The sequence below is a fragment of the Enterococcus sp. LX10 genome, from assembly GCF_023539285.1.
In the GTDB taxonomy this organism is placed as follows: domain Bacteria; phylum Bacillota; class Bacilli; order Lactobacillales; family Enterococcaceae; genus Enterococcus; species Enterococcus faecalis.
Map to the genome: position 1 here is coordinate 1,237,474 of NZ_CP092784.1, position 18,805 is coordinate 1,256,278.

Annotated in this window: 18 protein-coding genes; 9 read left to right on the forward strand and 9 right to left on the reverse strand. The window is 37.2% G+C overall.

Annotated elements, in window-relative coordinates:
- Nucleotides 1–59 precede the first annotated feature (59 nt).
- The gene (locus tag MKZ30_RS05915; protein WP_033601147.1) at nucleotides 60–1,046 is read right to left on the reverse strand and encodes a PocR ligand-binding domain-containing protein; all 987 of its coding nucleotides are present in this window, start codon (nucleotides 1,044–1,046) and stop codon (nucleotides 60–62) included.
- Nucleotides 1,047–1,206: 160 nt separating this feature from the next.
- On the opposite strand from MKZ30_RS05915, the gene MKZ30_RS05920 reads away from it, so the two are divergent.
- The 5 genes from MKZ30_RS05920 to MKZ30_RS05940 all read left to right on the forward strand — a co-directional run bounded on the left by MKZ30_RS05920 (nucleotide 1,207) and on the right by MKZ30_RS05940 (nucleotide 5,262).
- On the forward strand, nucleotides 1,207–2,346 hold the full coding sequence (locus MKZ30_RS05920) for a glycerol dehydrogenase (RefSeq protein ID WP_002363858.1): 1,140 nt from the start codon (nucleotides 1,207–1,209) through the stop codon (nucleotides 2,344–2,346).
- A gap of 12 nt (nucleotides 2,347–2,358) precedes the next feature.
- A complete protein-coding gene (gene dhaM / locus MKZ30_RS05925) occupies nucleotides 2,359–2,757 on the forward strand; it encodes a dihydroxyacetone kinase phosphoryl donor subunit DhaM (protein ID WP_002357762.1) in 399 nt (132 codons plus the stop codon).
- The gene (dhaK, locus tag MKZ30_RS05930; RefSeq protein ID WP_002363860.1) at nucleotides 2,758–3,741 is read left to right on the forward strand and encodes a dihydroxyacetone kinase subunit DhaK; all 984 of its coding nucleotides are present in this window, start codon (nucleotides 2,758–2,760) and stop codon (nucleotides 3,739–3,741) included.
- A gap of 12 nt (nucleotides 3,742–3,753) precedes the next feature.
- A complete protein-coding gene (gene dhaL / locus MKZ30_RS05935; protein WP_033601146.1) occupies nucleotides 3,754–4,356 on the forward strand; it encodes a dihydroxyacetone kinase subunit DhaL in 603 nt (200 codons plus the stop codon).
- Nucleotides 4,357–4,479: 123 nt separating this feature from the next.
- Entirely contained in the window at nucleotides 4,480–5,262 is a 783-nt protein-coding gene (locus MKZ30_RS05940; protein ID WP_033601144.1) for a peptidylprolyl isomerase PrsA family protein, read from the forward strand.
- A gap of 72 nt (nucleotides 5,263–5,334) precedes the next feature.
- Here MKZ30_RS05940 and MKZ30_RS05945 read toward each other — a convergent pair whose 3' ends face one another.
- The gene (locus tag MKZ30_RS05945) at nucleotides 5,335–6,486 is read right to left on the reverse strand and encodes a hydroxymethylglutaryl-CoA synthase (protein WP_002357756.1); all 1,152 of its coding nucleotides are present in this window, start codon (nucleotides 6,484–6,486) and stop codon (nucleotides 5,335–5,337) included.
- Nucleotides 6,487–6,671: 185 nt separating this feature from the next.
- Here MKZ30_RS05945 and MKZ30_RS05950 point away from each other — a divergent pair, with 185 nt between their 5' ends.
- On the forward strand, nucleotides 6,672–9,083 hold the full coding sequence (locus MKZ30_RS05950; RefSeq protein ID WP_010715151.1) for a hydroxymethylglutaryl-CoA reductase, degradative: 2,412 nt from the start codon (nucleotides 6,672–6,674) through the stop codon (nucleotides 9,081–9,083).
- Nucleotides 9,084–9,101: 18 nt separating this feature from the next.
- On the opposite strand, the gene MKZ30_RS05955 is transcribed toward MKZ30_RS05950, so the two are convergent.
- The 6 genes from MKZ30_RS05955 to MKZ30_RS05980 all read right to left on the reverse strand — a co-directional run bounded on the left by MKZ30_RS05955 (nucleotide 9,102) and on the right by MKZ30_RS05980 (nucleotide 15,271).
- On the reverse strand, nucleotides 9,102–10,154 hold the full coding sequence (locus tag MKZ30_RS05955; protein ID WP_002357754.1) for an AI-2E family transporter: 1,053 nt from the start codon (nucleotides 10,152–10,154) through the stop codon (nucleotides 9,102–9,104).
- A gap of 16 nt (nucleotides 10,155–10,170) precedes the next feature.
- Nucleotides 10,171–11,376 (reverse strand): YdcF family protein, encoded by a 1,206-nt coding sequence (locus MKZ30_RS05960; RefSeq protein ID WP_002382277.1) that lies wholly within the window; start codon nucleotides 11,374–11,376, stop codon nucleotides 10,171–10,173.
- A 154-nt stretch (nucleotides 11,377–11,530) separates the two neighbouring features.
- The gene (locus MKZ30_RS05965; RefSeq protein ID WP_002357750.1) at nucleotides 11,531–11,731 is read right to left on the reverse strand and encodes a cold-shock protein; all 201 of its coding nucleotides are present in this window, start codon (nucleotides 11,729–11,731) and stop codon (nucleotides 11,531–11,533) included.
- A 297-nt stretch (nucleotides 11,732–12,028) separates the two neighbouring features.
- Nucleotides 12,029–13,150, reverse strand: coding sequence for a baeRF6 domain-containing protein (locus MKZ30_RS05970; RefSeq protein WP_002357749.1), 1,122 nt, complete (start codon nucleotides 13,148–13,150; stop codon nucleotides 12,029–12,031).
- 288 nt (nucleotides 13,151–13,438) lie between these two features.
- Nucleotides 13,439–14,575, reverse strand: a complete 1,137-nt coding sequence (locus MKZ30_RS05975; protein WP_002419780.1) for a hypothetical protein — start codon at nucleotides 14,573–14,575, stop codon at nucleotides 13,439–13,441.
- Nucleotides 14,576–15,271 carry an ATP-binding cassette domain-containing protein gene (locus MKZ30_RS05980; RefSeq protein ID WP_010816483.1) on the reverse strand — a complete coding sequence of 232 codons (696 nt, stop codon included), beginning with the start codon at nucleotides 15,269–15,271 and terminating at the stop codon, nucleotides 14,576–14,578.
- 125 nt (nucleotides 15,272–15,396) lie between these two features.
- Between MKZ30_RS05980 and MKZ30_RS05985 the strand changes: the two genes are divergently transcribed.
- Nucleotides 15,397–15,783 carry a hypothetical protein gene (locus tag MKZ30_RS05985; protein ID WP_010816484.1) on the forward strand — a complete coding sequence of 129 codons (387 nt, stop codon included), beginning with the start codon at nucleotides 15,397–15,399 and terminating at the stop codon, nucleotides 15,781–15,783.
- Nucleotides 15,784–15,945: 162 nt separating this feature from the next.
- Here the strand turns inward: MKZ30_RS05985 and MKZ30_RS05990 are convergent, their stop codons facing one another.
- A complete protein-coding gene (locus MKZ30_RS05990; protein ID WP_002357747.1) occupies nucleotides 15,946–16,296 on the reverse strand; it encodes a helix-turn-helix domain-containing protein in 351 nt (116 codons plus the stop codon).
- 191 nt (nucleotides 16,297–16,487) lie between these two features.
- Here MKZ30_RS05990 and MKZ30_RS05995 point away from each other — a divergent pair, with 191 nt between their 5' ends.
- On the forward strand, nucleotides 16,488–17,921 hold the full coding sequence (locus tag MKZ30_RS05995; protein ID WP_010715153.1) for an MFS transporter: 1,434 nt from the start codon (nucleotides 16,488–16,490) through the stop codon (nucleotides 17,919–17,921).
- A 204-nt stretch (nucleotides 17,922–18,125) separates the two neighbouring features.
- Entirely contained in the window at nucleotides 18,126–18,800 is a 675-nt protein-coding gene (locus MKZ30_RS06000; RefSeq protein WP_033601185.1) for a metal-dependent hydrolase, read from the forward strand.
- The last annotated feature ends 5 nt before the right edge of the window (nucleotides 18,801–18,805 follow it).

An 18,805-nucleotide genomic window follows, 5' to 3' on the forward strand; every position in this document is an offset into this window, starting at 1 on the left:
AGCCACAGCAAGAGCAAAAGGTGTAAAAAAACAACGACTTCTAGGAGTCGTTGTTTTTTTTATGCTCTGTTCTTTCTTTTACGGTATTTAAGGGGTGTTTCACCCGTTTCTTGTTTAAAGATACGGACAAAATAGCTATCTTCAACAAACCCTAAATCTTCACTGATTTGGGCAATTGTTTTATCTGTCTCCGAAAGAAGCTGTTTAGCCCATGTGATTTTTAATTGTCGATAAAATTGACTAAAGGGAATACCAAACTCCTCTTTTAATAAACGACTTAAATACGTCGGTGTCAAATGAACAAGGTCTGCCAGTTCTTGTAAATTTAAACGCAGCGATTTGTTTTCCCAAAGGGCATCTAAAACCGGTTGTAATTGCTTATTTTTAGTTTGATAGGCACTTGAAGGAGTTAATTGAGCAGTTAATAAAGTTTGTTGAATATCTTTTTGGATCATATTCAATGGCTCCAGCTCTTCTTTTCGCGAACTAATCTGTAAGGATTGTTTGTACGTATTGATTAAATAATCTTTTTTGATGGCTTCAGAAATAATATATTGGCTTAGATCAGCGATTAATGTCGCGCTCTTTTCTAAGTCTGCTAGTTCTAAAACAGGGTATTGTTGATACAGCTCTTGGTGTGTTACTAAAAATTCTTGAATGAAGGCATCATTCATGGTTAAAACCTGTTCTAACTCTTCTTGGTGATCTTCGAGCAAAACTTCACCAGCCATAATGGCTCCTACATACTGGTTATCAACAATAATGGGGATGGCCATATCAACGATGTTAAAGTGACAACGGTAGATAAAAGGCTGACCAGTGCGAACAGCTTCCAAGCCACCACGAGCATCACATTTTTCACAAAGTTTCGAGAGCTCAGGGGAGTGGCGTACCAGTTGGCAAAAGGGTTGAACTTGACTATGTTTCGTCACAGGTCGACCTTTATAATCGACTAAAATAATGGCTAAGCGAGTGCTTAAGGCCAATGATTCTTGCAATTTTTCCCACTTTTCTAAATCTAAAATATTTTTTAATTCTACAGTCATAAGGCAATCCTTCAATCTAAAGTTTAAAAATCATAATATTTTATTATTTCACAAAATAATTCTATCATTTTTTGCAAGAAAACGATACCAAAAGTTCAATGCTTTTTGGATGAAAGCGTTTTATACTATGAATGTAAACAAAATATAGGAGGCTATCAACATGAGAAAAGCATTGATTTTACCAACGAAATATGTTCAAGGGGAAGATGAATTACTAAACTTAGGTTACTTCGTTTCAACTTTTGGAAAAAAAGCGTTACTAATTGCAAATCCTGCTGACGTTGATCGTGTACGTCCACAATTGGAAGAAACAGCGAAAAAGTTTGACATTACCTTCGTAGAGGGTGGCTTTAGTGGAGAAGTAACGCGTGAAGAAACAAAGCGCTTGCAAAACGTTGGACAAAAAGAACAAGCAGACTGTATCATTGGTTTAGGTGGCGGTAAAGCAATCGATGCTTCAAAAGTCGTAGCAGAAGGTGAAAACTTAATTATTGTACCAACGATTGCGGCTCAAGATGCACCAACTTCGCATTCAGCTGTACTATATCATGAAGATGGCTCATTTGATGATTATGCTTACTTTAAACAAAGTCCAAGCGTCGTTATGGTTGATACAAAAGTGGTTGCCAAAGCGCCAACTAGATTTTTAGTTGCTGGAATGGGGGATGCCTTATCCACATATTTTGAAGCACGCGCAACACACAATTCATATTCTCGGGTTAATGCTAGTTTGCCAATGGGTTCAAGAGAAGGCTTAACGCCTGCTGCTAGCGGCACATATGCAGCTTTGGCCATGGCAAAACTTTGCTGGGAAAACCTACAGGAAGATGGGTTAAAAGCGAAATTAGCTTGTGATGCAAATGTGGTTACTGAATCATTGAATAAGATTATCGAAACAAATATCTTACTTTCAGGCTTAGGTTTTGAAAGTGGCGGTTTAGCTGCAGCGCATGCGATTCATAACGGTATGACAGTCTTACCTGGTGCGCACAGTTATTTACATGGTGAAAAAGTAGCCTTTGCAACGATTGCACAACTTGTATTAGAAGATGCAGCAAAAGACGAATTAGAAGCTGTTTTAGACTTTAGCGCTTCTGTAGGTTTACCATTAACGCTTTCAGACATTGGTGTCGATGAAATCACTTATGAAGAAGCATTGGAAGTAGCCAAAATTGCTTGCATTCCAGAAGAATCAATTCATTCAATGCCATTCCCAATTGTCGTTGAAGAAGTAGCGAATGCAATCATTGTTGCAGATAAAGTCGGACAAGAATATAAAACAAGACATAAATTAGATTAAGGAAGTGTCCACATGAAAGCAGATATTTTACTCGTTTCACATAGCAAAATGATTACAGATGGTATTAAAGAGATGATTGAACAGATGAATGCCAGTGAAGAAATTACGATTCATTCACTTGGTGGCACATCAGATGGTTCATTAGGTTCAGATCCAATGAAAATCATTGACACGATTAACGAAGCGGACTCTGACCGAGAATTTTTAATTTTTGCCGATTTAGGCAGTGCCGTTTTAAGTTCAGAATTAGCTTTTGATATGCTAGAAGAAGACCAACAGAAACATTATCATTTAGTCGATGCACCATTGGTTGAAGGTGCCTTTGCGGCAGCAATTACTGCAGGTGTCTCAGATGATTTGACGCAAATTTTAGCAGAAGCTCAAAATGCTGGTAAGAAAGGGTGGAACTAAATGAAAAAAATTATTAATGAACCTGGTAAAATTGTCGAAGAAATGCTCCAAGGAATTGTGAAAAGCTATGGAAACCTTGTTCATCAAGTCGAAGATTCTCGCGTGATTGCTCGCAACGACTCAAACAAACAAGTTGGGTTAGTATCTGGTGGCGGAAGTGGTCATGAGCCTGCACATGCTGGGTTTGTTGGTGATGGAATGTTAAATGCCGCAGTTTTAGGTGATGTCTTTACTTCACCAACACCAGATCAAATTTTAACAGGGATCCAAGCGGCAGACCAAGGGGCCGGTGTTCTGTTAATCGTAAAAAATTATACAGGCGATATTTTGAACTTTGAAATGGCCAAAGATATGGCTGATATGGAAGACATTCATGTAGAAATGGTCGTTGTCGATGATGATATTGCTGTCGAAGATAGCACCTATACCGCTGGAAAACGCGGCGTTGCCGGGACTGTTCTTGTCCATAAAATTTTAGGACATCATGCCCGCCAAGGTGCTTCTTTAGAAGAGCTCGTTTCTTTAGGAGAAAAGATTGTATCAGCCACGAAAACAATTGGAGTGGCTTTAAAAGCAGCCACTGTGCCTGAAGTTGGCAAGCCAGGTTTTACTTTACCAGAAGATGAAATTGAATTTGGCGTAGGGATTCACGGAGAACCAGGCTATCGTCGTGAAAAAATCCAACCATCGAAAGAGTTAGCGAAAGAATTAGTTGAAAAAACATTAAGTAGCTATGAGCAACAACCACAAACAGTGGGGGTACTTGTCAATGGCATGGGCGGCACGCCATTAATGGAACAATTTGTATTTATGAACGACGTGCTAACATTATTAGAAGATAAAGGTGTTCAAGTGACCTTCCATAAAGTGGGTAACTATATGACGTCTATTGACATGCAAGGATTATCTTTAACGATGATTGACTTGGCGACAAAAGACTGGCAAACAGCGCTAGAAAGCAATGTAACAACAATTTCTTGGTAAGGGTGATAAAAGATGGAATTAACAGTAAAAGACATTCAAACATGGTTAGACAATTATTCAAAAGTTATTGAAGAAAAAAAAGACTATTTAAGTGAATTAGACACGCCGATTGGTGATGGGGATCACGGTAACAACATGGCTCGTGGTATGGCTGAATACAAAATTGCGTTTGACAAAAAAGTACCAACAACAATCACGGAGACATTTAAAGTCCTATCCATGGCTTTGATTTCAAAAGTTGGCGGAGCTTCTGGTCCTTTATATGGTACTGCGTTTATGAATATGACTAAAGCGACAAAAGATTTGGAAACCATCAGTTCGCCAGAGCAATTAAAAGAAATTGTTCAGCAAGGTCTAGCTGGGATTCAGATGCGTGGCAAAGCTGAACCAGGAGATAAAACGATGGTTGATATCTGGGCACCTGTTGCTGAAGTAATTGGAACGGAACAATTTAATGAAGAAAAAATTGAACAATTTGCTGAAGCAACAAAAGATTGGGTGGCGAAAAAAGGACGTGCCTCTTATTTAGGGGAACGAGCAATTGGTCATATTGATCCAGGCGCAGCATCTAGTGCATTATTATTTGAAGAACTAGTCAAAGTAATCAATCAATAACAGTGAGAAAAAAGTTTAGCAAGTGCCTCTCTTGAAGCGCTTGCTAAACTTTTTTATAAATAATGGTTTCTTTTGTTCATCTATGGGATAATTTAAGTAACAAAAAATAACAAAGATAAACAAATGGGGGATTTAAAGATGAAAAAGCATGTGATTGTGGGATGTTTATTAATCGTTAGCTCAATGTTTGTAAGTGCTTGTGGAAGTTCGTCAGACGTGACCACGGAAAAAACCAGTGTCACAAAACAAGTCGAAGCTACGGGACAAAGCACATCCTCTTCCGTAGACCAAACCAAGTATGATGCCATTATTACAGAAGCTAAAAAGTTAACGGCAGAGGGGCAATATAAAGAATCAGAAGAAAAATTAGCTACGATTCCTGTTAGCGATTTAGGGAAACCTCATTATTCAATCGTTAAAGAAACGGTTGAGAAACTAAATAATCAAAATAATGAAGGCTTAAAAAGACAAGAAGAAGTCGCGGTTGAAAAGCAAACGAAGTCGAGTCCGGCACCAACGGAATCACTTAAACCAATTCCAGATGAATTTGCTAAATGGGCAACCACGTATCTTTTTTATTATCCACGAGGAGATCAAAAGCAAGCGGGTTTGATCATTGAAGCGAATGGAGCGGTCACGCAGACGAATACGAATGGCGAAATTTACACAGGAAAAGCCGAAATAAGTGGAGCTTCGGGCACTATTTTAAGTTATGATACGACTAATTATCGCCCGACGACCCAACCAGCTACAAAATCGATTACTCCAAATGTTAAAATCACTGTTACTTGGAACAATGGCGGCGGTGTTGATGTTTATTATGGCTACGTTTCTTATTCACAACGTTTAGCTTTGACAGATGGTATCGCAGTGACAGACGGGGTCAAAGAAGTTTGGCTTTCATAAAAAGAGCTAGACATTCAAGCAAAAACTTGAATGTCTAGCTCTTTTGTTGATTGAATCGGGGGATATAAATACTTAGTTTCGATAAGAACGAACGGTATTATTAATAGCAGAAATACTATATTTTAATTCATCTTCTAACGTTTGATCAATGTCTGTGTCTAAAGTTTCTGCAAACATGGCTTCATATTCAGCGATAGAAAGTTCTGTCCGATTATCCAGCAGTGCTAAATGAGTTTCTTTTTGTAAATGATTTTGATAACCAGCTACTAATTCACCAGTGAAAAATTCAGCGACAGCACCAGAACCATAACTGAATAACCCAATTTGATTGCCTGCGGTTAAAGTCGTTGCATTTTCTAAAAGGGAAATGAGTCCCAGATAAAGTGAACCCGTATACAAGTTTCCTACGCGACGACTATAGATGATACTTTCTTCATAACGAGCTAAAATTCGTTCCTGTTCTGCTTCAGTTTGGTCAGAGATTTTTGCTAATAAGGCTTTTTTGCCCATTTTTGTGTAAGGAATATGGAACGCTAAAGCATCATAATCTGCAAAATCAAGACCGGTCCGTTTTTTATGTTCATCCCAGACTTGGGCAAAAGATTGGATGTAGGTTTCGTTTGACAAAGGACCATCGACCATAGGATACGGATGGCCTGTTGGACGCCAAAAGTCATAGATATCTTGCGTCAGCATCACATTATCCTCTTTTAAAGCCAAGATGCGCGGTTCACTAGCAACTAACATTGCAACCGCCCCAGCTCCTTGTGTAGGCTCACCGCCAGAATTTAAGCCATATTTTGCAATATCTGCCGCGACAACCAAGACTTTTTTATCTGGATGTAAGGCGACGTGATTCTTAGCTAACTGTAAGCCTGCTGTTGCTCCGTAACAAGCTTCCTTGATTTCGAAAGAGCGAGCGAAAGGTTGAATCCCCATTAAACGATGTAAGACAACTGCGGCCGCTTTTGACTCATCGATACTGGACTCAGTCCCGACAATCACCATATCAATGGCCTCTTTATCTTCTTTGGTCAAGATGGCTTCTGCGGCATTGGCTGCAAATGTCACAATATCTTGGCTGATTGGGTTCACCGCCATTTGGTCTTGCCCAATACCAATATGAAATTTCCCAGGGTCTACATTTCTGGCTTCAGCCAGTGCCGTCATATCAATATAATAAGGGGGCACAAAAAAACTAATTTTATCAATCCCAATTGTCATTTCTTTAACTCCTTTACGATAAATAGATTCATTATATAAAATAGCACGAAATGAACCAAAATGGGGAATTTTTGTATTAACTTCATAGATTATTAAAAAATATCTTATAAGTCTGTTAACATTCAGTAATTGGCACTTGTGATTCTGGGATTTTATGATATATTTCAAGATGGAGGTGCATTTAGTTGAAAACAGTAGTTATTATTGATGCATTACGAACACCAATTGGAAAATATAAAGGCAGCTTAAGTCAAGTAAGTGCCGTAGACTTAGGAACACATGTTACAACACAACTTTTAAAAAGACATTCCACTATTTCTGAAGAAATTGATCAAGTAATCTTTGGAAATGTTTTACAAGCTGGAAATGGGCAAAATCCCGCACGACAAATAGCAATAAACAGCGGTTTGTCTCATGAAATTCCCGCAATGACGGTTAATGAGGTCTGCGGATCAGGAATGAAGGCCGTTATTTTGGCGAAACAATTGATTCAATTAGGGGAAGCGGAAGTTTTAATTGCTGGCGGGATTGAGAATATGTCCCAAGCACCTAAATTACAACGATTTAATTACGAAACAGAAAGCTACGATGCGCCTTTTTCTAGTATGATGTACGATGGGTTAACGGATGCCTTTAGTGGTCAAGCAATGGGTTTAACTGCTGAAAATGTGGCCGAAAAGTATCATGTAACCAGAGAAGAGCAAGATCAATTTTCTGTACATTCACAATTAAAAGCAGCTCAAGCACAAGCAGAAGGGATATTCGCTGACGAAATAGCCCCCTTAGAAGTATCAGGAACGCTTGTGGAGAAAGATGAAGGGATTCGCCCTAATTCGAGCGTTGAGAAGCTAGGAACGCTTAAAACTGTTTTTAAAGAAGACGGTACTGTGACAGCAGGGAATGCATCAACCATTAATGATGGGGCTTCTGCTTTGATTATTGCTTCACAAGAATATGCCGAAGCAAACGGTCTTCCTTATTTAGCTATTATTCGAGACAGTGTGGAAGTCGGTATTGATCCAGCCTATATGGGAATTTCGCCGATTAAAGCCATTCAAAAACTGTTAGTACGGAATCAACTTACTACGGAAGAAATTGATCTGTATGAAATCAACGAAGCATTTGCAGCAACTTCAATCGTGGTCCAAAGAGAACTGGCTTTACCAGAGGAAAAGGTTAACATTTATGGTGGTGGTATTTCATTAGGTCATGCGATTGGTGCCACAGGTGCTCGTTTATTAACGAGTTTAAGTTATCAATTAAATCAAAAAGAAAAGAAATATGGCGTGGCTTCTTTATGTATCGGCGGTGGCTTAGGACTCGCTATGCTACTAGAGAGACCTCAGCAAAAAAAAAACAGCCGATTTTATCAAATGAGTCCTGAGGAACGCCTAGCTTCTCTTCTTAATGAAGGCCGGATTTCTGCTGATACAAAAAAAGAATTTGAAAATACGGCTTTATCTTCGCAGATTGCCAATCATATGATTGAAAATCAAATCAGTGAAACAGAAGTGCCGATGGGCGTTGGCTTACATTTAACAGTGGACGAAACTGATTATTTGGTACCAATGGCGACAGAAGAGCCCTCAGTGATTGCGGCTTTGAGTAATGGTGCAAAAATAGCACAAGGATTTAAAACAGTGAGTCAACAACGCTTAATGCGTGGACAAATCGTTTTTTACGATGTTGCAGACCCCGAGTCGTTGATTGATAAACTACAAGTAAGAGAAGCGGAAATTTTTCAACAAGCAGAGTTAAGTTATCCATCTATCGTTAAACGCGGCGGCGGCTTAAGAGATTTGCAATATCGTGCTTTTGATGAATCGTTTGTATCTGTCGACTTTTTAGTAGATGTTAAGGATGCAATGGGGGCAAATATCGTTAACGCTATGTTGGAAGGTGTGGCCGAGTTGTTCCGTGAATGGTTTGCGGAGCAAAAGATTTTATTCAGTATTTTAAGTAATTATGCCACGGAGTCGGTTGTTACGATGAAAACGGCTATTCCAGTTTCACGTTTAAGTAAGGGGAGCAATGGCCGGGAAATTGCTGAAAAAATTGTTTTAGCTTCACGCTATGCTTCATTAGATCCTTATCGGGCAGTCACGCATAACAAAGGAATCATGAATGGCATTGAAGCTGTAGTTTTAGCTACAGGAAATGATACACGCGCTGTTAGCGCTTCTTGTCATGCTTTTGCGGTGAAGGAAGGTCGCTACCAAGGCTTGACTAGTTGGACGCTGGATGGCGAACAACTAATTGGTGAAATTTCAGTTCCGCTTGCTTTAGCCACGGTTGGCGGTGCCACAAAAGTCTTACCTAAATCTCAAGCAGCCGCTGATTTGTTAGCAGTGACGGATGCAAAAGAACTAAGTCGAGTAGTAGCGGCTGTTGGTTTGGCACAAAATTTAGCGGCGTTACGGGCCTTAGTCTCTGAAGGAATTCAAAAAGGACACATGGCTCTACAAGCACGTTCTTTAGCGATGACGGTCGGAGCTACTGGTAAAGAAGTTGAGGCAGTCGCTCAACAATTAAAACGTCAAAAAACGATGAACCAAGACCGAGCCTTGGCTATTTTAAATGATTTAAGAAAACAATAAAAAATAGTTCAGCAGAAATTATTCTGCTGAACTATTTTTTTTCACATTAGGTAGCCGTTTCAGGCCACGAATCGGTTTTACTTTTAAGACATCTAAGAAGAAAGTGAATACAGGGATTCCTACAATAAGTCCCCATACACCAAAGAGACGCTCACTAACTAATAAGATGACAAACGTATAAAAGATTGGTAACTCTGTTTTACTAGACATGAATTTAGGATTTAGCACGTAAGATTCAAATAAATGGACGATTGTAATTAAAGCTAAGATATAAATCACATCGTTCAAGCCACCTTGGGAATAAGCGATGAAACTTAGCGGAATGCAAGAAATAATCACACCAGCAACTGGGACTAAGCTCAAAATGAAGATCATAATGGCTAAACTAGGTAACTGAGTAAAGCCGATTATCGCCAAGGCCAAGGTAGTAATGACTGTATTCACCACAGCAATGAAAAACTGAGCTTCCATTACGACACCAAATGTGTTAACGAACTTGTTGGCGAAATAATAGATATCCTGAAAAAACCAATCAAAATCACTTTTTAAAAATAACTTAGAAAAATCAGCCATTTGCTTCTTCTCAATCATAAAGAAGAAACTTAAAATAAAGGACATGACAAATGATAAACCGACAGCGCCAATATCTTGAATGTAGCGTAAAATCATTGAAGCGCCATTCTGGAGTTGAGAGAGTAAGTTAGATTTTTCCAAGTATTGATCAATAAATTGCAATACTTGATTTGTATCTGTATGTGGACTTTGATAAAAATCAACTACAGAATTAATCATTTGAGTCGTTTGGTTAACTAGAACGGGAACATATTTAGTAATCGCTAAATAGATTAGAAAAACAACCAATGCATAGGTTAAGAGAACGATGACAATCGTCGGGATTTTCATATAGCGTTGAACAAAATGGACCAAACGAACAGCTAAATAGGTAAAGATAAATGTTAAAAGAATTGTTGTAATCATGCTTCTGGATAAATAAAGCACAAAAATAATCAAAGCAAGGACGCAAAAACGTCGCAAACGTTCATTTTGAATAAATTTTTGATACAAACTCATAGGGGAAACTCCTTCTTTACTGAATAATCAATCCTGTTAAGAATAACATAACCATACCGATGGCAGCTAGGCCGCAAACAATAATATGGCGACGTTTGTACATCACTACAATGGCGATGAACTCTCGAATAAACGCGTTAGGTAAAAAATAAAAAGCGGTTTTTGCACCAATGCCATCAGCTTTTAAGCCAGCCATTCGAGCGAAAAGACCCGCTCGGAAAAGGTGATAATTGTTTGTAGTAAAAATGGCTTGGAAATTAGCATTTCCAAAATCCTCAATCATTGTTTCTTTGGAAAAACGCATATTTTCCAGGGTGTTTTTTGAATGAGCTTCTACTAAAATATCATCATCAGGAATACCTTGTGTCAAAGCATACATTTTCATCGCGACACTTTCAGGAAGTAATTCATCGGGACCTTGGCCACCAGACATGACGATTTTTGGTGGATTTAACGTTGCGCGATTTTGAGCCTTGTAAAATTGAATGGCTTTGTTGATGCGGGCTTGCAATAACGGCGGCACAATCTCACCATTGATTAACCCCGAACCTAACACAACAATATAATCCTGTGTATATTTTGGCTGATTAAATTGATACAACGTAGAAACAGTTAAAAAATTATAAAAAACAAACGCGAAATAAGTCAAAATAAATGGCGCAATAGTTAAGGGTAAGGAGAGCCACGTTGGTAACAACGATTGAAAAAAGAAATTATAGATTAATAGTAATGTTAAGCCAATTGCCAGCAACAACGTCAACAAGTTCCCTAGAGACCGACCTTCTTTTCTCATAACAACGACCGCATTCCAATAAAGGAAAATAATTAAGGCATAGAGTCCTAAAGCCAAAGCGATAAAAATTGCCAGCAGGGCAATAATTGCTAAGGTGATTAGAAAGTAGTTGTTTGTACGAATCGCAGTAATCCCTAAATAAGTCGCTAGAACCACAAGAAAAATATTAAATAATGTTCCATTCAGTAAACGCCTTTTTTCTTTGAAGTAGAAGAGCGCAAACAAGCCAAAAAAAGCAATGGGAATTAAAAAGAAGGCTGTGCCACGAATGATTTCTAAATATAAAACATATGAGAAGAACATAAAGACGGTCCAGCCAAACATCCACGGCAACCAATCGTGTTCTTTTTTCTTTTTCCGCCACGAGGGAATGAAAAAGAGACCCAATAAATAAACACCTAAAAAGGTTAAATCACCATAAAATTGCATAAATAAACTCCTTTAAAACATTTTTCCTCTTCAGTATAACGAAAACTCTTCAAAAAAAATAGAGGAAGCACTTAGTTTCAGAAAGTTTTCTTGTTCTTTTTTTATAAAAAAAACCTGACGATTAACGTCAGGTTTTTGAGTCAGTATTGTTTAATTAAGCTTTAGTAACGTTAGTTGCTTGAGGGCCACGTTGACCTTCTTCGATTTCGAAAGTTACTGCTTGACCTTCTTCTAAAGTTTTGAAGCCGTCACCTTGGATAGCTGAGAAATGTACGAATACATCGTTTCCGTTTTCTGCAGTGATGAAGCCAAAGCCTTTGTCTGAGTTAAACCATTTTACTGTACCTGTTTCCATAATAAATATCCTCCTAGATGTGTGTTATAACACATTCATATTTTGCAATTACTTGAAAGGTGAAAAATGTGGAAGATGTTTATTTGAAACAGCTACCCATATTACCGAACAAAAACTACATCTATTACTATAGCATACTAACTGGTTTTTGTATAGCGATAACCTTATTTTCTTTTTTATCGGATGTTTTTTAAAAACTAGAAAGTGAAGATAAGGCTGTTATAGTGCTGTTTCAATAAGTCTCAGAAAAAAAGCCCATTGTAAGGCACTTTCTTACAATGGGCTTTTTGCCTGTTTTTAATAACGGAGGATAGCCGCTAAAGACTTTTCATCTGGTGCAGCTTTTTGGTCTAAAACAAAAACTTGACCGCCGTTTTGAATAACTTGGTAAGCAATGGTGTTTAAAAGTTTGCGACGATCATACTCTTCAGATGACATTTCATTGTTTTCAGTAACAAAGAGTGACGTTGCAATAAAGAGATGGGAAATTTTGCCGTCAGCTGCCGCTGGCGAAATATCTGTAAATTGATCTAAGAATTTACGATCTAGTAATTTGTTATAAGAAGCTGTTTCTTTTTCTGTTAACTCTGCAGCTATTTTTTCACTAGCGCTGCGGATATCTTGAATGGTTGCTTGTGCAGGTGAAGCAGCAACTGAAATTGAGCAATCATAATAAGGATTTTTAGCAATCTTTTTAAAGAGTGTTTGGTTTTCTGGTAAAGCATAAAGATAAAGCGGTAATTTTTCAGGATTATCCAGTTGATCTTTTAAGAAAGTATCGACTGCTTGATAGTAGTTCACCCAATCAATTTCAACTTCTTTATCTTTAGTATTGATGCTATGATAAGCGACACCTTCTTTAGAACCGTTAGAACTACCTTGAGTTGAAAAGTTTAAATTACCACCCGTTAATTCATCACCTAAAGCTGTGACCACGTCTGTTGGTGCATCTTTAGGCAATTCAACAGGAGTCACAGTCGTATGATCGACCTTGTAAAGTTTCATTGAATCGCGATTTAGAGCAAGTAGGTAATAATGGTAGTTAAATTGTTTGTCTTTGACTAGTCCAAGTAAATAAGGAATCGTGTCCACGTAATATTGATCGTCAACGGGCACATCTAATCGTTGAACAAAGGTGTTCTCTGGAGATAAGATGATTGAAACACTTGCTGTGCCGTTGCGCCAGAAGGAAGCATCAGCTAGAAGTGCGTCAATTTTTTCTTGAAAAACAGCCCATTTTTCCTCAGGAAATTTTTTTTCAAAGCGTGTTTTTGCCGCTTTTGCAAAATTTTTCAAAACAAGCGAATCTTTTTCTACGTTTTGGTGAGCGACATGGGTGTTAAACAAGAAGGTAACAAACGGTCCATGAACTTCTTCAGAAAATAATGTTGATAAGCTATCTTTTTTTTGATTTGCCATAATAAAATCCCCCTTCTAAAAGTAAGTGTAGCACAGGAAATCGAATGTTTAAAACAATATGTTCAATAAAAGAAAACGCTTTAAAGAATCTAAATAAAGGACTGTTAATGGTGTTCTAATAAAAGTTTTATAAAAAATATAGCTGAAACTCATGATAAAAAAGGCACAAACTACTATACTTACGTTATGCCAATTATCCCGAATTGGTTTTTTCATACTTACTCCTACCAAGAGTAAATAACAACCTTCATTTCCACCACAGACGACGGTCGTGGTGGTTTTTTTTGTTTAGGTTCTAGTTTTTTTTGCTATCAACTTTTGAGAAGGACAGAGCAAGATAGTTAGAGAGGTTATGACAAGTACGAGAATGGTGAGAAGAGTTATTAAGATACCGTTTTGATAGGTTAACAATGGATTTCGCAAAGGTCTCATAATGTCACCACCTAATAGAATATGAGGCATATCCAAGTAGCTTAAGAGAATGTAAGGTTTTAAGTTCTCGTTAAGTAACGTATTGAGTACATCGTATTGTCCGATCACTAATGGAATAATTAAAACAGAGAGATTTAGAATTAAATTACTTGTTAGAATGCTGAATACTAAACTTAACAATGCTAGAAATGCTAGAAATAATATAAAAAAGAAGATTGTTTTAACGACAAAGTCACCTGTTGCTATCAAATTGACTTCCGTATTTTTCGAACTGGTGGCAATCGGGTAATTAAACACACCCAGTCCATTTTTTAGAAAGACAAATGCAAGTACAAGGAGAAATGCGCTGAGTAGGTTTGCAAAGAGCGACAAAACAATGGCAAAAAGTTTGGTGTAATATGTTCGTACATAAGAGTTAGGAGAAACACAATACCAAATGAAATTATGTTTTTTATAGTCTAAATTAAATAAATAAGCAATCTGGAAACTAACCAGAATTAAAATAATTTGCATTAATTGAGGAGAAGAAAAAACCAAATTTAGATATTGGATCACGCCCATCTTTTTTGGATTATCACTCGTTTTATTTAGCCCATTGTTTTTTAAATACTCCAGTACGGCCACTATACTTTTTTGTTCACTAATTGATCTAGCTTGCAAACTACCATCTAGAATTCCTTCTAGCGTTTTTTTTTCCAAGTTATACTCATTTTCAACAATCGCTTTTTGATCTCCTTTCTTTAGAGAATCAATGAGTTTTTTTAAATAACCATTTGTTTCCTTGATGTCTTCAACGATTTTTGTTGCAGTTGGGTCATCTTTGATACTTTCAATCGTTGTTATGCCGGCATAGTAATTATCTTCGTAATATTTTACATAATTAAAATTGGCATTTCCTAGAAAAAAAGGAACGCTAATAACGAGAACGAATAATGCAAACAGAAAATAAGTGGTTTTCTCTCGAAAAATTTTAATTAGTTCAAATTTTATCATTTAGGCACGACCTTTCGTTGCATATAGTTCGTAGTATTCTTCTTTTAATTGTAGATAGTCTAGTGACGCTGATTTCAGAATACCGCTATCTAAAAAATAAATTGCATCACAAAGCTTGCTTATTTCGAAAATATTATGAGATGACAAAAGTAATGTTTTTCCTTGCTCTTTTAAAGTAAGAAAGACGGTTGCTAGGTACTCAACATTTTCAATATCGAGACCATTTAATGGCTCATCAAAAATCAGAAAAGACGCACCACTAGCGATGGCGACTGAGAGCAAGGCTTTTTGCTTCATACCTGCAGAAAGGTGTTTAATTTTTTTGTTTATGTACGTGTTAACACCGACTAAGTTAATGATTGATTCAAAATTAGCATCATGTTTCCATAACTTGGCCGCTACTTGCATATTCTCGTAAACGGTAAGATTTGCAAATAATTGATTCGCGGATTCTATGAAAAAGATTTTTTTATTGTAGTCAGTTCTGTTTTTGATTGATGTTTTGTCAACTATTACTTCACCAGATTCGAGCGGGATAAGTTGGACGATTGATTTAAAAAAAGTCGTTTTTCCTGTACCATTTGGGGCAACAATACATGTGATTGATCCCGTATTTAATGTAAGCGACAAGTTATTCAAGATGTTTTTATTGTTCAATGCTACGCAGATCTTGGTTATTTCTATTGAATTATTCAATTTTTCCCTCCTTTTATTAGAAATTAGTTATATAGATTATGTTAACATTAAATTAAAGAAAGAGAAAGGTTGTTTTTCGAATGATTATTTGATGGTATAAATTATAAATAGTGAAAGTATATATTATGTTAGGAGTAGAAACAATAGAAAAGAAAGTTATGTATGGTTGTGTTCTAACAAATTTGTTGGGTGTTAGTTTGGTGTTTAATTCACCAGTAGAGGCAGAAGAAGTCATTCAAAATGATGCGTTAGTTGAATTGCAAAACGAAATTGGTAGTCAATCTGTTAACCCAAGAAACAGAGCTTATGTTGGTTGGGTCGTGAGGTATTTCCATCAATATCAAACTCGAGCAACAGGGAACTGGGCGCCAAATTTACATGGATATGTTTATGGGAAAATCAATGTGCGTAATGGTTATTCTGCGAATGGATGGACGTATTTGGGAACAACGAATAATTCTAATTGGTTTACGATTGAACACAAGTTTAGACAAAATTATCGAGTATGGTGAATCGATTATTTTATAATTAAGGATAAATAAAGAAGATAAACCAAATAAATGCCAGAAGGTGACTCCTTCTGGCATTTATTTGGTTTATTATACAATGAATACGCTAGTTGTCGAATAAATTAATAAGTACAAACAACACAGAGCCGCTGACTGTCGTATTACTTAAGAATTTGTCATTTCAAATTTACGGAACCGCAAGAAACGATTTGCTTCTTCCTCTAACTGAGTAATTTCTTCTTCTGTTAACTCTTCCGTAGTAATGTGAATATGTAACTCTTTTTGTGTGCTTGTCATAGGTGCCTGATGATTAATCTCTGTTTGTTGGGTGCGGCCCATTAAATAGTCCAAGGAAACCGAAAAATAGTCTGCTATTTTTAAAAGATTCTCTACTTTAGGCGAAGAGGTATCCCAACGACGAATTTGTCCATTGGAAATGCCGACGTTTCTTTCTAATTGGGCGAGGGTTAATTGCTTTGACTGAGCTAGTTGTTTAATGCGAGAAATTAAGGTCATTTCAAGTCCTCCTTGCGTTTTCCGTTTGCTAATTTTAAATTAGCGTAAAAGCGAATGGTTGTCAATTGCGAGCGTGTAATAAGAAGGTGAACATCTCATGAGTGATTTTTTAGAAAATTTCCGATGAAAAAAAGAAGAAATAGAGTTATTATTAGTAAGTAAACTGTTTTGGAGCGAGAGGGGATGAATCAATGGAGAAAATTAAAAGTTACCAAGAGGATTCTGAAGTGCAGAAAAATCGTTGGTGGATCTTAGTTTCTGTGGCTATGTTTACCTTCATGTCTACATTAGATTCCAGCATTGTAAATATTGCTTTACCGACTATTTCAAAAGAAATGTCCGTACCCATGAATCAAGCGGAATGGGTCGTATCTATTTATTTAATGGTTGTCTGTGCTTGTTTATTATTATTTGGAAAAATTGGCGACAGTTTTGGAAAAATAAAAGTTTATCGAATTGGCACGGTTATTTTTACGATTGGTTCGTTACTTTGTGGCTTTAATCAATCGCTGAGCTTTCTATTATTTGCGCGAGTCGTTCAAAGTATTGGTGCTAGCATGACCATGGCGACCAATTCAGGAATTATTACGGAAGTATTCCCTTTAAATGAAAGAGGGCGGGCGCTTGGTGCAGTAGGTGCCTTTGTCTCTTTAGGCGCGATTGCTGGTCCTGGGATTGGTGGATTGATCTTATCAAACTTTTCTTGGTCGTATATTTTTTGGATTAATGTTCCCGTGGGGCTAATTACAATTTTAATTGGCGAAAAGTTTCTACCAAAAGATATTACAAAAACAAAAGAAAAAATCGATTTTCCAGGATTTGCTTGTATTGCCATTGCGATTATGACGTTCTTCGGCGGGATTTTCCTCGGACAAGAGAGCGGGTTTGGCTCGTTACAATCCTATTTATTGTTCATTATTGCAGTAATCGCATTAGGATTATTTATAATGGTTGAACGAAAAAGAAAAAGCCCACTTATTAAGTTCGCAATTTTTAAAAACAAAATTTTTACTTTAAGTTTATTGTCTGCCGTTTTAATTTTTGCCTCAAACTTTTTTGTAAATGTTGTCATTCCATTTTATTTGCAGGATGCACGCAAACTAAGTGCTAGTTATGCTGGTCTATTAATGATGGTATTTCCGTTATTGATGGTGGTTGGGGCTCCTCTGAGTGGCTATTTGACGGATAAGATTGGCCCAGGTATTTTAACGTTTGGCGGATTGTTGCTTTTGTGCTGTACGTCGTTAATGTATATGTTTTTAGATATGAATTCCCCCATCTGGTATTATGTGATTGCAACAGCCATTATGGGATTGGGAAATGCACTTTTCCAGTCTCCAAACAATACAATGGTTATGAGCAGTGTTGAAAAGCAAGATTTAGGTGTAGCAGGAAGTATGAATTCTTTTGCTAGAAACTTAGGAATGGTCATTGGGATTGCGTTGTCAACGACCATTTTATATCGTGGCATGAGCGAAGCCTATGGTGAACGAGTAACCACGTATCTGGCTAATCGCCCAGATATATTTATTGTGGGAATGCGTGAAACCTTTTTTGTCGCCTTTCTATTATGTGTGGCGGCCTTTATATTAACGATTTTACGTTTTCGGAAAACAACCAAATAAGTAAAAAGAAACAGACGAGAAAGATTCATGATTTTTCTCGTCTGTTTCTTTACTAGCTAAGAAAATAAGCAAATGCGATTGTATATTTCTAATTCTCTGTTACAATAAAGAAAGTAAACTGTACTAAACTGTACTACTTTTAAAAATGAATTTGACGATTAATTATCATAAGATTGTGTAGAAAATACCTTAGGAGGAATACAAATGGAACTGATAGGACATGGACATTCATGTATTGAAATTCGTCTAAACGACGGCACGAACCTTTTATTTGATCCTTTTATTAATGGAAACCCTTTAACGGACGTTTCACTTGCAGACTTACACCCTGATTACATCTTAATCACTCACGGACACAGCGATCATATTGGCGATATGCTAGCAATTGCTCAAGCCAACAAGGCAACAATTATTGCGATAGCTGAAGTGGCTACGTATGCGCAGTCGCAAGGGGTAAAAGCGCATGGAATGAATCTAGGTGGGCGTTATGTCTTTCCTTTTGGTTCGGTTAAATTTGTGCCAGCTTTGCATAGTTCCGGTTATGAAATAGACGGCGTAATGACCTACATGGGCGAAGCAAGTGGGATTATTTTAGAAGCAGAAGATAAAAAAATTTATCACGCTGGTGATACGGCGTTGTTTTCAGATATGCGCCTTTTTGCAAAAGACAAATCCATTGATGTAGCGTTCTTACCAATTGGCGATAATTACACGATGGGACCAGAGGATGCGCTAGAAGCAGTCTCTTACTTAAATCCCAAAATAACCATTCCAATTCATTACAATACCTTTCCTGTTATCCAACAAAATCCAGCAATATTCGTAGAGCAAGTAGTTGGCGGGAAAGTATTAAACCCAGGAGAGACGATCCTAGTTTAGGAGGA

Coding starts and splice junctions, on each gene's coding strand:
- MKZ30_RS05915 (WP_033601147.1), bottom strand. CDS start 1,046: ATGACTGTAGAATTAAAAAATATTTTAGATTTAGAAAAGTGGGAAAAA.
- MKZ30_RS05920 (WP_002363858.1), top strand. CDS start 1,207: ATGAGAAAAGCATTGATTTTACCAACGAAATATGTTCAAGGGGAAGAT.
- dhaM (WP_002357762.1), top strand. CDS start 2,359: ATGAAAGCAGATATTTTACTCGTTTCACATAGCAAAATGATTACAGAT.
- dhaK (WP_002363860.1), top strand. CDS start 2,758: ATGAAAAAAATTATTAATGAACCTGGTAAAATTGTCGAAGAAATGCTC.
- dhaL (WP_033601146.1), top strand. CDS start 3,754: ATGGAATTAACAGTAAAAGACATTCAAACATGGTTAGACAATTATTCA.
- MKZ30_RS05940 (WP_033601144.1), top strand. CDS start 4,480: ATGGGGGATTTAAAGATGAAAAAGCATGTGATTGTGGGATGTTTATTA.
- MKZ30_RS05945 (WP_002357756.1), bottom strand. CDS start 6,486: ATGACAATTGGGATTGATAAAATTAGTTTTTTTGTGCCCCCTTATTAT.
- MKZ30_RS05955 (WP_002357754.1), bottom strand. CDS start 10,154: ATGAGTTTGTATCAAAAATTTATTCAAAATGAACGTTTGCGACGTTTT.
- MKZ30_RS05960 (WP_002382277.1), bottom strand. CDS start 11,376: ATGCAATTTTATGGTGATTTAACCTTTTTAGGTGTTTATTTATTGGGT.
- MKZ30_RS05965 (WP_002357750.1), bottom strand. CDS start 11,731: ATGGAAACAGGTACAGTAAAATGGTTTAACTCAGACAAAGGCTTTGGC.
- MKZ30_RS05970 (WP_002357749.1), bottom strand. CDS start 13,150: ATGGCAAATCAAAAAAAAGATAGCTTATCAACATTATTTTCTGAAGAA.
- MKZ30_RS05975 (WP_002419780.1), bottom strand. CDS start 14,575: ATGATAAAATTTGAACTAATTAAAATTTTTCGAGAGAAAACCACTTAT.
- MKZ30_RS05985 (WP_010816484.1), top strand. CDS start 15,397: ATGTTAGGAGTAGAAACAATAGAAAAGAAAGTTATGTATGGTTGTGTT.
- MKZ30_RS05990 (WP_002357747.1), bottom strand. CDS start 16,296: ATGACCTTAATTTCTCGCATTAAACAACTAGCTCAGTCAAAGCAATTA.
- MKZ30_RS05995 (WP_010715153.1), top strand. CDS start 16,488: ATGGAGAAAATTAAAAGTTACCAAGAGGATTCTGAAGTGCAGAAAAAT.
- MKZ30_RS06000 (WP_033601185.1), top strand. CDS start 18,126: ATGGAACTGATAGGACATGGACATTCATGTATTGAAATTCGTCTAAAC.